9 protein-coding genes, 1 tRNA gene and 3 rRNA genes are annotated in these 14,107 nt (G+C 35.4%); all 13 read right to left on the bottom strand.

What is annotated here, in order from left to right; translation table 11 throughout:
• Window position 1: 1 nt before the first annotated feature.
• Window positions 2-697 (bottom strand): M15 family metallopeptidase, encoded by a 696-nt coding sequence (locus ACN6I1_RS00065; RefSeq protein WP_419742343.1) that lies wholly within the window; start codon window positions 695-697, stop codon window positions 2-4.
• 179 nt (window positions 698-876) lie between these two features.
• Window positions 877-2,067 (bottom strand): pyridoxal phosphate-dependent aminotransferase, encoded by a 1,191-nt coding sequence (locus ACN6I1_RS00060; protein ID WP_419742342.1) that lies wholly within the window; start codon window positions 2,065-2,067, stop codon window positions 877-879.
• A gap of 224 nt (window positions 2,068-2,291) precedes the next feature.
• Window positions 2,292-2,990 carry an HD domain-containing protein gene (locus ACN6I1_RS00055; RefSeq protein WP_419742341.1) on the bottom strand — a complete coding sequence of 233 codons (699 nt, stop codon included), beginning with the start codon at window positions 2,988-2,990 and terminating at the stop codon, window positions 2,292-2,294.
• A 17-nt stretch (window positions 2,991-3,007) separates the two neighbouring features.
• A complete protein-coding gene (gene rsmI / locus ACN6I1_RS00050; RefSeq protein WP_021434228.1) occupies window positions 3,008-3,841 on the bottom strand; it encodes a 16S rRNA (cytidine(1402)-2'-O)-methyltransferase in 834 nt (277 codons plus the stop codon).
• Window positions 3,842-4,594 (bottom strand): tRNA1(Val) (adenine(37)-N6)-methyltransferase, encoded by a 753-nt coding sequence (locus ACN6I1_RS00045; protein ID WP_419742340.1) that lies wholly within the window; start codon window positions 4,592-4,594, stop codon window positions 3,842-3,844.
• 188 nt (window positions 4,595-4,782) lie between these two features.
• Window positions 4,783-5,667, bottom strand: coding sequence for a PSP1 domain-containing protein (locus ACN6I1_RS00040; RefSeq protein ID WP_021430378.1), 885 nt, complete (start codon window positions 5,665-5,667; stop codon window positions 4,783-4,785).
• Window positions 5,664-6,599 carry an ATP-binding protein gene (locus ACN6I1_RS00035; protein ID WP_419742339.1) on the bottom strand — a complete coding sequence of 312 codons (936 nt, stop codon included), beginning with the start codon at window positions 6,597-6,599 and terminating at the stop codon, window positions 5,664-5,666. Before ACN6I1_RS00035 ends, ACN6I1_RS00040 begins: the two co-directional genes overlap by 4 nt.
• Before the next feature lie 2 nt (window positions 6,600-6,601).
• On the bottom strand, window positions 6,602-7,291 hold the full coding sequence (locus tag ACN6I1_RS00030) for a dTMP kinase (protein WP_419742338.1): 690 nt from the start codon (window positions 7,289-7,291) through the stop codon (window positions 6,602-6,604).
• A gap of 76 nt (window positions 7,292-7,367) precedes the next feature.
• Window positions 7,368-8,783, bottom strand: coding sequence for an aminotransferase class I/II-fold pyridoxal phosphate-dependent enzyme (locus ACN6I1_RS00025; protein WP_419742337.1), 1,416 nt, complete (start codon window positions 8,781-8,783; stop codon window positions 7,368-7,370).
• 420 nt (window positions 8,784-9,203) lie between these two features.
• Window positions 9,204-9,320 (bottom strand): 5S ribosomal RNA (gene rrf, locus ACN6I1_RS00020).
• Between the two features lie 60 nt (window positions 9,321-9,380).
• A 23S ribosomal RNA gene (locus ACN6I1_RS00015) occupies window positions 9,381-12,295 on the bottom strand.
• A 96-nt stretch (window positions 12,296-12,391) separates the two neighbouring features.
• Window positions 12,392-12,467 (bottom strand) — tRNA-Ala (locus ACN6I1_RS00010).
• 58 nt (window positions 12,468-12,525) lie between these two features.
• Window positions 12,526-14,027 (bottom strand): 16S ribosomal RNA (locus ACN6I1_RS00005).
• Together the 16S, 23S and 5S rRNA genes with 1 tRNA gene alongside form the textbook arrangement of a ribosomal RNA operon.
• Between the last annotated feature and the right edge of the window lie 80 nt (window positions 14,028-14,107).

The following is a 14,107-nucleotide window of genomic DNA, read 5'->3' as shown; positions in this document are numbered from 1 at the left end:
TCTATTTTAATCCCAAATATTCTTCTAGTGTTAAATCATTCATTTTAAAATTCTTACTATGCTCTTTACCTACATATCTATAGTGCCAAGATTCATACATATACCCAGTTATATCTTCTTTACCTTTTGGGTATCTAAGTATAAATCCATACTTAGATGCATTTTCATACAACCACTTAGCTTGCGGTGTATTGTCAAACCATGGACCTATTGATTTTTTATAATTTCCATTTGATATATCTAAAGCTAGCCCTGTTTGATGTTCACTAAACCCTGGCACTGAAGAGTATCTATCAGCAGCTTCTTTTCCATCTCTTTGAACATAATTATTATATAGTTGAACTTGTGTATCATAACTTCTATATCCGCTTCTTACATTTAGTTCAAGTCCATCTTTCTTTGCAGCTTCTTTCATTTCTTTAAAAGCTTCCATTGCTTCATAATCTTCACTTCCACTTGCTGGAGCATATTCACTAGGAAGACCATAATCTTTATTCGCAACCAATATTCCATCTATATAAAGAGGTTGTATACCTTCTATATACTCACTTCTTTCATGTTTTGGTTTTTTTTCTATAGATTCAATTTTATCCTCATTTACATCTGCATAAGTATCTTTTTCTTTTGATGATATCATGCTGTACATTTGGAATACAATAATTGCTATAACTATAGCTACTATGCCTTTCTTTAACATAAATTCCCCCCATTATTCTATTTTTCAAACAATATTTATTATTATACTCCAAAATATTACTTAGTTCTATAATATATGACCTTTGTAATCTAATTGACATTATATAAATCAAAAATAAAAAAGCTATCTTAACAAGTAGAATATAAATCTACAAGTTAAAATAGCATGTTAATTCTTAATTATAAAGTTATAGCTTTCTCTATTCTATCTAGACCCTCTTTTATGTTTTCTAATGATGTTGCATAAGAAAGTCTTATGTAATTATCATTTCCAAATCCTATTCCTGGAACAACAGCTACTTTTGCATCATCTAATAAATAATCAGCAAAGTCTATTGAATTTTTTATTTCTTTACCATTTAACGTTTTACCTAATAGTTTACTTATATTTACCATTACATAAAAAGCCCCTTGTGGTTTTAAGCATGATAAATTCTCTATAGAGTTAATTTTATCAACCATGAAGTCTCTTCTTTCTTTAAATGCTTCAACCATGTCCTTCAATGTATCCTCTGGAGCATTTAAAGCAGCTATTGTAGCATATTGAGCTATAGTATTTGGATTTGAAGTAGCATGACTTTGGAAATTCGACATAGACTTAGCTATTTCTTTTTTACAAGCAGTGTATCCTATTCTCCAACCTGTCATTGCATAAGCTTTTGCTACTCCATTTACAACTATCGTTAAATCTTTTATATCTTCATTAAAAGATGCTATACTTTTATGAGTTCCTTCATATAATAATTTTTCATATATTTCATCTGAGATTACATATATATTATTTTTAACAGCTAAATCAGCTATAGCTTTTAAATCTTCTTCTTTATAAGCTGTTCCAGTTGGATTATTTGGTGTATTTAATATTATTGCTTTAGTTTTATCTGTTATTGCTGATTCTAAAGCTTCAACTGTATATTTAAATTCAGCTTCTTCTGGACACTCTACAAATACAGGTTTTGCATCTACTAATCTTATTAGTTCTGGATAACTTACCCAATATGGATTAGGAACTATTACCTCATCCCCAGGATTACATATTGCTGATAAAGTATTAAATAATGAGTGTTTAGCTCCATTAGAAACAACTATTTGATCTTTAGTGTATTCTAAGTTATTATCTCTTTTTAATTTATCACATATAGCTTGCTTTAAACTATCCATTCCCGAAGCAGCAGTATACCCTATACTCTCATTTTCTATAGCATCTATAGCTGCATCTCTTATATGTTTTGGAGTTCTAAAATCAGGTTCCCCTGCCCCAAATCCTATTATATCTACACCTTGAGCTTTTAAACTCTTAGCTTTTGCAGTTATAGCTAATGTTACCGATGGTTGAATTGATTTTAATTTATTTGATATATCTTTTCTCATTCTTTATCCTCCCCAAGCTTAAGTCATTTATAAAACCGTTTTCCAAGATATTGTTTTTTAACCTTTTTTTAATAAAATCTTTAAATATAAACGTAATAAAAGTGTATTAATTAAAAAAATTAACACACTTTTATAATATACAAATTTTTACAAATTGTCTATATCTTAATGTTAAATAAAATTTTACTATACCTATACTCCAACGACTTTGCCTTTTATCTAAACTAATCTCCCTCATATCTATATATATAGTTAGTCATTGCATAGTTCATATAAGATTTAATTATACCCATGTCTTCATCTGGTCTTATTAATTTTCGAGTTGATACTATATCAACATATCCTATAAGGAATATATCTATACTTTCATCTTTTAGATTATCAAATATATTAAATAATCTTTCTTTAGACATATCATTATTCCTATATAATTCAAGTAATGACATATGATATCTAATATATTTGTATAAGATAGATGAATTTAATTCACTTAAATTTAATATTTTAGATATTTCTAATGATTTATTTGCTCCTAATATTTCGTGTTTTTTAAAATGGATCCTTCCATTGTCATCAACAGTTTGAGCTATCGGTTTACCCATATCATGTAGGAATATCCCTAATTTTATAAGATCTATTTTTTTTATTCCATTTTCTAATTCTTTGTTTAAAGATTCAAATACTCTGTCTTTCAAATGACTTTCAAAAAAGTTTTCTTCCTTTAAAATATCTTCAAATAATTTAACAGCTAGAATTGAATGCTCAAAACAATTTATGACATGATATTTACATTCACCTACACTCTTCATATCACTAGTAATCGGTAATATTTTTGACAGATCGCCTGACTCATCCATTTTTTTTATTGAATCAACTGTATTTTCACTTCTTATACAATCCATTAGCTTTTTTACTAATGTCATGCTTTATCACCTCTATTTTATAAATCTAGAACTTGTTTATATACTATATCTTTCTTTAACTTTCTTTCTTTACACACAGCTTTGATTGCATCTTTTTTACTTATACCTTCTTCCATAAGCTTTACCACATACTCTCTATCATTTAAATCATCGTATTCACAAACTTTTTTTACTTCACCTTTAAATCCTTCAACTATAAGCACAAATTCTCCTTTTACTTCTCTTTCATTAAAAATTTCTATACAACCTTGTATATCTTTTCTTATTATCTCTTGATACTTTTTAGTTAATTCTCTATTTATTGCTATAGATCTATTCCCTAATACTTTTAACATATCTTTTAAAGTATCTTTTAGTCTATGTGGAGATTCATAGAATATAATAGTTCTTTTTTCATATTGTAATTCTTCTAGTTGAGCTCTTCTTCTTTTTTTATCTCTATCTAAAAAACCTTCAAATGCAAATTTTCCAGTTTCAAGCCCTGAACCTATTAATGCCGTGATAGATGCAGTAGCCCCAGGTAATACAACTACTTCAATATCATTTTCAATAGCCTGTTTTATTACTTCTTCCCCAGGGTCTGATATTCCAGGCATTCCAGCATCACTTATCAACGCTATATTTTCTCCGCTTAGTAATTTATTTATTAAATATCCACCTTTATTATCTTTATTATATTCATGATAACTTGTTAATGGTTTCGATATTTCAAAATGGTTTAAAAGTTTAATACTATGTCTAGTATCTTCTGCTGCTATTAAATCAACTTCATTTAAAACTCTTAAGGTTCTATATGTTATATCTTCTAAGTTTCCTATTGGAGTTCCACATACATATAATTTTCCACTCATTTACTTTTCTCCTATATCTTGATTTGCATATATGTCATCAATTTCTTTAGTATAATTTCCATCCTCATCATAAACATATAATGGATCTAATATTTTTAAATCTGGTCTTCCACCCTTAGTAAACTGAACTAACATTATGTTAGGAGCTTTGCCTTGCTTAGGATGAATAAACTGAATTTGCTTTGGCTCTAACTTATACTGTCTTGCTACTGTTATTATTTCTATCAGTCTAGTTGGTCTGTGGATCATGTAAAACTTACCTGTATCTTTTAATAGTCTAGATGCTGATCTTATAACATCTTCTAAATTACATTTTACTTCATGTCTTGATATAGCCTTTTTATCATTTGGATTTTTTATCCCATTATCATGCATATATGGAGGATTTGAAGTAACTACATCAAACTTGTTAACTTCTAAAGTTTTATCTATTACTTTTATATCTCCATTTACAATTTTAACTCTATCTTGTAAGTCATTTAATAGTACAGATCTTGAAGCCATCTCATAAACTTCTTCTTGGATCTCTACTCCTATAATTTCCTTAGCTTCACTTTTACCAGCTATTAATATTGGTATTATACCTGTTCCTGTTCCTAAATCTACTACACTAGCACCTCTTTTTACTTTAGCAAAATTAGCTAATAAAACAGCATCTACTCCAAAACAAAATCCAGTTGTGTCTTGTATCAACCTTAGTCCTTTTAATTGAATATCATCTATTCTTTCCGTCTCTTTTATTTTTACGTCCATAAATCTACTCCTTAACATTAAAAATTCGCTTCGCTCACTTCATCCGTTGCTTAAAATCTTTTTAACGCTCAAAATATAGTATTTTGATACAACTAAATTTTGTAGATTATTCACAAATTTCAGCAAGTGTAATTTCTTTAAGCGTTAAAAATTCACAATTTAAAGGGTAGGAAATATCCTACCCCCTATTAATCTTCTAATTTTTTTAACTCTCTTAATGTCTCTGCATCAAGTTTTTCATCTTTTTGTCCACATCCAGCACATTTCTTAGCTTCTTGTAAAATCTTTATATCTTCTCTTTCATAAAGTTTTATATTTTTATCTTGTAATTCTACTTTAATTTGTTCTAAAAGAGGGTTAATTTCAATTACTTTTCCTTTTCCATCTGGAGATTGTACTATAGAACCTACTGTTGGCATTTTTTCTAATGCTTCACTATATACATCGTGTTCATATTTTAAACAGCAGAATAATCTACCACATATACCTGAAATTTTAGTAGGATTAAGTGATAAACTTTGATCCTTCGCCATTTTTATAGATACAGGTTGGAAATCTCCTAACCAAGAAGAACAACATAATCTTCTTCCGCACGGTCCAAGTCCACCTATAGATTTAGCTTCGTCTCTTACTCCAATTTGTCTTAATTCTATTCTAGTCTTAAATATAGAAGCTAAGTCTTTTACAAGTTCTCTAAAATCTATTCTTCCTTCTGCCGTAAAGTAGAATATTAGCTTATTTCTATCAAATGTATATTCACAATCTATAAGAAACATAGTTAATTCATGTTCTTTTATTTTTTGTTGGCAAACCTCAAAAGTTTCTTTCGCCTTTTCTTTATTTTCTAAATAAATCTTAGTATCTTCTTCTGTTGCTATTCTTACAATAGGTTTTAAAGGTGATACTAGCTCACTTTCATCTAATTCCTTAGGTCCTACTACAACCTTACCATATTCTAATCCCCTTGCAGTTTCTACTACTACATCTACATTTTTCTCTATTTCAAATTCTACAGGATCAAAATAATATATTTTTCCTGCACTTTTGAATCTAACACCCACTATTCTTATCATTTAATCACCTCATATATATTTAAAGACATCACTTGTATACTCAAATTAAAGTTACAATTACTTCTTAACTTTTTCTTAGTCTCTTCTATTATATCAATAATCTTAGACACTTGAGAATAGTTAATTTTTTTGCTCATGTTTTGTAAAAATGTTATTTTATCTATATTTATAATCATATCTTTATTTATATTTTCTTTTAACATCATTATATCTCTAAAATAATTCAAAGTTATATCCAAAACTTCAATAATATTATCTTTATATTTATCATACTTACTTGGAAGTTCTAATATATCAACTACATTCTTATCTAACATAGTTTGTATATTACTTTGAATATCTTCTCTCATTACCATAAAATCTGATGACTCAGACAGTTCTAAAGCTTTGCTTATACTTCCTCTAGAAAATGTAGCTAACATGCTAGCTTTTCTATCTTCAATTCCCTTTGTTTTCAAATACTCCTTTAATTCTATAAACGGTATTGGTAAAAACTTTACTATATCACATCTTGACTTTATTGTATCTAGTAATGAGTTTTTATTATTTGTTAAAAGTATTATTATTACGTAGTTAGGTGGCTCTTCTAATGTTTTTAATAATGCATTTTGAGACTCTATAGTCATTTTTTCCGCATCAGTAATTAAATATATTTTATAGTCTCCATGCGGCTTTATTATAACATCAGTCTGTAAGCTTCTTATTTGAGCTATTTTTATACTTGCACCTTGAGGTTCTATAGATATAAAATCAGGGTTATTCTCAAGATATTTTGTTTTAAGTAAAAATTTTGCAAACTCCTGTGCAAGTGTGCTTTTACCAACTCCATTTATTCCCTCAAATAAATATGCATGATTTATTTTATCTTTTGTAATAGAGTTTGATAAATATTTTTTAGCAAAACTTTGTCCTATAATATTTTCAAAATACATATCTATTTCTCCATAGAATCTATAGTTTTTTTAACGACTTTATATATTTCTTCATGTATGCTATCTATACTTCTTAATTTTTCATCGTCTATACAATCAATCTTATTCCAATTATACTTGTTTGCTATATATAAAGAGTTATTATATGATCTTGTTAGATAGTCTATATCACTTTCATGTATATCCTTTTTTTCTTCCCCTGTAAATTTATTTTTTCTATTTTCCATAAGTTTTTTACTAAACTCTACAGGAACATCCAAAAATACTACACAATCTGGTTGTGGAATCTTATATAAATTAAACTCAAAGTCAAATAACCAATTTATATATTTATCTCTTTCTTGTTCATCCATTTTTGATGCTTGATGAACCATATTTGAAGTAGTATATCTATCTGCTATTATAATTCCGCCTTCATTATAAAAAGATTCCCATTCCGTTTTAAAAGATGCGTATCTATCTGCTGCGAAGAATGTAGAAGCTACATATGCATCTACGTCATTAGCATTTTTCCCGAAGTCTCCATTTAAATACATCTTAACTAGTGAAGCAGACTCTGATTTATAATTCGGATATTCGACTTTTTTTACTTTATACCCATCCTCTATTAATCTATTGTATAATTTTTTGGTTTGAGTTGCTTTTCCGCTAGCATCTGAACCACTTTCTATAATTATTAACTTTCCTTTCATTTTTTACACCTATCAATATTAATCACGCTTAATATACTTATATACGTAACTAATACTGTCTTCCTTTCTTGTGAATTTAATCTATGTCTATAACTTGAATAAACCTAAGTTCACTATCTTTAACTCCATTAACGTTCATTCCCTTAGATTTACATTCTATAATGTAATCAATAACTTCTTTCGTAATCTCTTCTCCTGGAGATACTAAGCTAACTCCAGGTGGATATGGTATTATATACTCACCTGAAATTTTTCCTATGCTATTCTCTATTTTAACATTTTTTTTATCCATATAGAATGCTTCTCTTGGACTTAATATCTTTTTAGGTAACTTAATTGGATACGATACGCTTTTTAAATGACTTTCTTTCTTATAAATTTTATCGATTTCAAATAATACATCTTTTAACTTTAAAAATTCATCTTTTGTATTCCCAATTGTTGCAATCAATAAAACACCATAATAATTAGATAACTCAACCTGTATATTATAATTTTCTCTTAAAATATTTTCTAATTCATGTCCCGTAATCCCAAGTTTCTTTGTATTTAAAAATATTTTAGTATAATCTTTACTTTCATCTACTTTAATATTTTTAAGCTTATAAAGTTCACTTTTAAATTCATCTATATTGTTTAAAAGTTTGTCCATCAAGTCAAATCCATTTTTTTCGTATATATCTACAGCTATATCCAAAGATGCCATAAGTAAATATGATGGGCTCGAAGATTCTGTTATTCTCAACATATTTGTTAACTTATTTATATCTATTCTATTTCCTTTAATATGAATCATAGATGATTGTGTAAAAGATGGTAATGTTTTATGAGTACTTTGTATTACTATATCTGCTCCTTGGCTTAATGCTGTCTCTGGTAGCTTCTCACTTAACCCTAAATGAGCTCCATGGGCTTCATCTATTATAACAGTCATACCTTTTTCATGTGCATAACTACAAATAGACTTTAAATCAAATACATCTCCAAAATAAGTTGGATAAGTCAGAAAAACTGCCTTGGCATCTAGATTTGAGTCTATAACTCTTTTTACATCATTAAAACTAACTCCAGATAAAGTATTACTATCTTTATTTATACTAGGGTTAACATAAATTGGATTTATATCTCCAATTATACAAGAATTAATCGCTGACTGATGGCAATCTCTATTTAGTATTATTTTTCCTTTAGGATTTACAGAAGCCATTATAGCTGCCTCAATTCCACAAGTAGATCCATTCACTAAATAAAAAGTTTTATCGCTTTTAAATACTTCTGAGGCCCTTTTAAGAGACTCTTTTATACACTCTTCTGGTGAATGTAAATTATCTGCCCCTGGAATCTCAGTTGTATCTAGCTTGTATAAATTTTCAAGTATATCTTCATACCCTAGCATTTTATATATAGCGCCTTTCTTATGACCTGGCATATGAAATGATATTATATTATCATCAACTATTTTTCTTAAAGAATCTATTATTGGTGTATTCATTACTTTTAATTTTACTTTAACTTAAATTTCAAGCTAAAGATCCTCCTCCCAAAACATATTGTGATTATATTAAACGACTATTTTAATCATATAATTATAATCAAGTTTTTTAAAGTATCTTTTATCATTTTTTACTTTATATAGTTTAATCACATCTCGTACAAGAATAATATTTTTATATTTTATACAACAAAAAGTGGTTAGTATTAAGTTACAATGCAGATGTCATTTTAAATCATCTTTTCTCATCTCTTTAACTCATACAGTACAAGCGTAATTCTTCTTTATTTTACACATCAAAAAAGTGGTTAGTATTAAGTTACAATGCAGATGTCATTCAAAGCATTTCCTCAGCTTTATGACTTCAAATGTAACTTAATACTAACCACCACTTAAATCCACGTAAAATAAAAAAAGATTACGCGGCTACGTCCTACTCTCCCAGGCAGCTTCCCACCAAGTACCATCGGCGCTAAAGAGCTTAACTTCTGTGTTCGGAATGGGAACAGGTGTATCCTCTTTGCTGTAATAACCGCATAATCTTTATTTAGAGTTAGTACTCTAAAAACTGAATAACATTTGTAAGATTAAATAATCTTGGTCAAGTCCTCGATCTATTAGTATCGGTAAGCTACATACATTGCTGCACTTACACCTCCGACCTATCAACCAGGTAGTCTTCCTGGGATCTTACCCTTACGGTGGGAAATCTTATCTTGAAGTTGGCTTCGCGCTTAGATGCTTTCAGCGCTTATCCATTCCGTACATAGCTACCCAGCCATGCCCTTGGCAGAACAACTGGTACACCAGAGGTACGTCCATCCCGGTCCTCTCGTACTAAGGACAGGTCTCCTCAAATTTCCTACGCCTGCGACGGATAGGGACCGAACTGTCTCACGACGTTCTGAACCCAGCTCGCGTACCACTTTAATGGGCGAACAGCCCAACCCTTGGGACCTACTACAGCCCCAGGATGTGATGAGCCGACATCGAGGTGCCAAACCTCCCCGTCGATGTGGACTCTTGGGGGAGATAAGCCTGTTATCCCCAGGGTAGCTTTTATCCGTTGAGCGATGGCCCTTCCATGCGGAACCACCGGATCACTAAGTCCGACTTTCGTCCTTGCTCGACCTGTATGTCTTGCAATCAAGCTCTCTTCTGCCTTTACACTCTACGCACGATTTCCGACCGTGCTGAGAGAACCTTTGAGCGCCTCCGTTACTCTTTGGGAGGCGACCGCCCCAGTCAAACTGCCCACCTGACAGTGTCCCAATACCTGATTCAAGGTATCTGGTTAGAATCTCAGTACTACAAGGGTGGTATCCCAAGGATAGCTCCACCGAGACTGGCGTCCCGATTTCATAGCCTCCCACCTATCCTGTACATGTAGCACCAAAATTCAATGTCAAGCTACAGTAAAGCTCCATGGGGTCTTTCCGTCCTGTCGCAGGTACCCGGCATCTTCACCGGGATTACAATTTCACCGAGTCTGTTGTTGAGACAGTGCCCAAATCGTTACGCCTTTCGTGCGGGTCGGAACTTACCCGACAAGGAATTTCGCTACCTTAGGACCGTTATAGTTACGGCCGCCGTTTACTGGGGCTTAAGTTCACTGCTTCGGATAAATCCTAACAGATCCCCTTAACCTTCCAGCACCGGGCAGGCGTCAGCTCCTATACATCGTCTTGCGACTTAGCAGAAACCTGTGTTTTTGGTAAACAGTCGCTTGGGCCTATTCTCTGCGGCCACCTCGGGCGTTAACCCTAACGTGGCACCCCTTCTCCCTAAGTTACGGGGTCATTTTGCCGAGTTCCTTAACAACAGTTCTCTCGCTGGCCTTAGGATACTCTCCTCACCCACCTGTGTCGGTTTGCGGTACGGGCACCTTTAATCTCGATAGAAACTTTTCTCGACAGTGTGAAATCAGCTACTTCGCTACTTAATTTCGCTCCCCATCGTACCCCAGCATTATCATGGCGGATTTGCCTGCCTTGACTGCCTCAGTACTTAGCCACACATAACCAACAGTGTGGTTAGCTTATCCTACTGTGTCATTCCATCTCTCAAACGATTATCGGTGGTACAGGAATCTCAACCTGTTGTCCATCACCTACGCCTTTCGGCCTCGGCTTAGGTCCCGACTAACCCAGGGCGGACGAACCTTCCCCTGGAAACCTTGGGTTTACGGCCCGTGGGATTCTCACCCACGTCTCGCTACTCATGCCAACATTCTCACTCCTATACTGTCCACACGTCCTTACGGTCATGCTTCAGCCTGCATAGGAAGCTCCCCTACCTATCATAAATGATATCGTAGCTTCGGTAGTAAGTTTTAGCCCCGGTAATCTTCGGCGCAGGATCACTCGACCAGTGAGCTATTACGCACTCTTTAAATGAGTGGCTGCTTCTAAGCCAACATCCTGGTTGTCTATGCAATCCCACATCCTTTACCACTTAACTTACATTTAGGGACCTTAGCTGACGATCTGGGCTGTTGCCCTCTCGACTATGAATCTTATTACCCACAGTCTGACTCCCAAGTATAAAATAACGGCATTCGGAGTTTGATAATCTTCGGTAAGCGCAATGCCCCCTAGGATATTCAGTGCTCTACCTCCGTATTTCTCAACCTTGAGGCTAGCCCTAAAGCTATTTCGGGGAGAACCAGCTATCTCCGAGCTCGATTGGAATTTCACCGCTATCCACAAGTCATCCCCGAGCTTTTCAACGCTCGTGGGTTCGGACCTCCACGAAATTTTACTTTCGCTTCATCCTGCTCATGGATAGGTCGCTCGGTTTCGGGTCTACGACAGCAAACTTAACGCCCATTTAAGACTCGCTTTCACTACGGCTCCATACCTTAAGTACTTAACCTAGCTTACTATCGTAACTCGTTGGCCCGTTCTACAAAAAGTACGCGGTCACACATATAAAGTGCTTCCACAGCTTGTAAGCGCAGGGTTTCAGGTTCTATTTCACTCCCCTCCCGGGGTTCTTTTCACCTTTCCCTCACGGTACTATGCGCTATCGGTCACTAAGTAGTATTTAGCCTTGGAGGATGGTCCCTCCTGCTTCCCACAGGGTTTCACGTGTCCCGTGGTACTCTGGATCACATCTAAAGTCTTCTCGTTTCAACTACGTGGCTATTACACTTTATAGCGGAGCTTTCCAACTCTCTTCGTTTACGATACCTCTTTGTTGATGATGTGTCCGCAACCCCAGCGAAGAAAACTTCACTGGTTTGGGCTATTCCGCGTTCGCTCGCCGCTACTTACGGAATCGAATTTCTTTCTTTTCCTCCGGGTACTTAGATGTTTCAGTTCCCCGGGTTCCCCTCACTAAGCTATGTATTCACTTAATGATACTTAGACATTACTCTAAGTGAGTTTCCTCATTCGGAAATCTTCGGATCAAAGTTTACGTGCAACTCCCCGAAGCTTATCGCAGCTTATCGCGTCCTTCATCGGCTCTTAGTGCCAAGGCATCCGCCCTGCGCCCTTAATAACTTGACCAGTTATTAAAAGTGTTATTTTTTAAAGAGTTTTCTTCTCTTATAATTGGTTTATTTAATCATCACTAAATGTTATGCAGTTTTCAAAGTACTAATATGGTGGAGATGAGGAGGATCGAACTCCTGACCCCTTGCGTGCAAGGCAAGTGCTCTCCCAGCTGAGCTACACCCCCACAATATGAAGTTCATTTAAGAACTCTCAAAATTAAACAGTAGGCAATTACTCCTTAGAAAGGAGGTGATCCAGCCGCACCTTCCGATACGGCTACCTTGTTACGACTTCACCCCAGTCATTGGTTTCACCTTCGACGGCCGCTTCCTAAAAGGTTAGCTAACCGGCTTCGGGCGCCCCCAACTTCCATGGTGTGACGGGCGGTGTGTACAAGACCCGGGAACGCATTCACCGCAGCATTCTGATCTGCGATTACTAGTAACTCCAGCTTCATGTAGGCGAGTTTCAGCCTACAATCCGAACTGAGAATGGCTTTAAGGGATTAGCTCCACCTCGCGGCTTGGCAACCCTCTGTACCACCCATTGTAGCACGTGTGTAGCCCTAAGCATAAGGGGCATGATGATTTGACGTCATCCCCACCTTCCTCCGAGTTATCCTCGGCAGTCCCTCTAGAGTGCCCAACTTAATGCTGGCAACTAAAGGCAAGGGTTGCGCTCGTTGCGGGACTTAACCCAACATCTCACGACACGAGCTGACGACAACCATGCACCACCTGTCACCACTGTCCCCGAAGGGAAATCTCCGATTAGGGAGAGATCAGTGGGATGTCAAGCTTAGGTAAGGTTCTTCGCGTTGCTTCGAATTAAACCACATGCTCCGCTACTTGTGCGGGTCCCCGTCAATTCCTTTGAGTTTCACTCTTGCGAGCGTACTTCCCAGGCGGAGTACTTAATGCGTTAGCTGCGGCACCGAGGGGGGTAACCCCCGACACCTAGTACTCATCGTTTACGGCGTGGACTACCAGGGTATCTAATCCTGTTTGCTCCCCACGCTTTCGTGCCTCAGTGTCAGTTACAGTCCAGAGAGCCGCCTTCGCTACTGGTATTCCTCCTAATATCTACGCATTTCACCGCTACACTAGGAATTCTACTCTCCTCTCCTGCACTCAAGTTCTCTAGTTTCAAAAGCTTACTACGGTTGAGCCGTAGCCTTTCACTTCTGACTTAAAAAACCACCTACGCACCCTTTACGCCCAGTAATTCCGGATAACGCTAGCCCCCTACGTATTACCGCGGCTGCTGGCACGTAGTTAGCCGGGGCTTCCTCCTCAAGTACCGTCATTATCTTCCTTGAGGACAGAGCTTTACGACCCGAAGGCCTTCATCGCTCACGCGGCGTTGCTGCATCAGGCTTTCGCCCATTGTGCAATATTCCCCACTGCTGCCTCCCGTAGGAGTCTGGACCGTGTCTCAGTTCCAGTGTGGCCGATCACCCTCTCAGGTCGGCTACTGATCGTTGCCTTGGTAAGCCATTACCTTACCAACTAGCTAATCAGACGCGGGTCCATCCTGTACCGCCGGAGCTTTGATACAAAAGCCATGCGACTTTCATATATTATCCCGTATTAGTATACCTTTCGGTATGTTATCCGTGTGTACAGGGCAGGTTACCCACGCGTTACTCACCCGTCCGCCGCTCTCTCCGAAGAGATCGCTCGACTTGCATGTGTTAGGCACGCCGCCAGCGTTCATCCTGAGCCAGGATCAAACTCTCAAATATAATTTAAAAAGTTGTCCATCGCTCAGCTAATCATTATCTGAATATCTGGCTTGGTTGTTTGTGTTTAATTCTTTAAAAAA

The sequence above is a fragment of the Paraclostridium dentum genome, from assembly GCF_048568265.1.
Classification (GTDB): Bacteria; Bacillota; Clostridia; order Peptostreptococcales; family Peptostreptococcaceae; genus Paraclostridium; species Paraclostridium dentum.
This window is presented reverse-complemented; position numbering and strand designations above follow the sequence as displayed.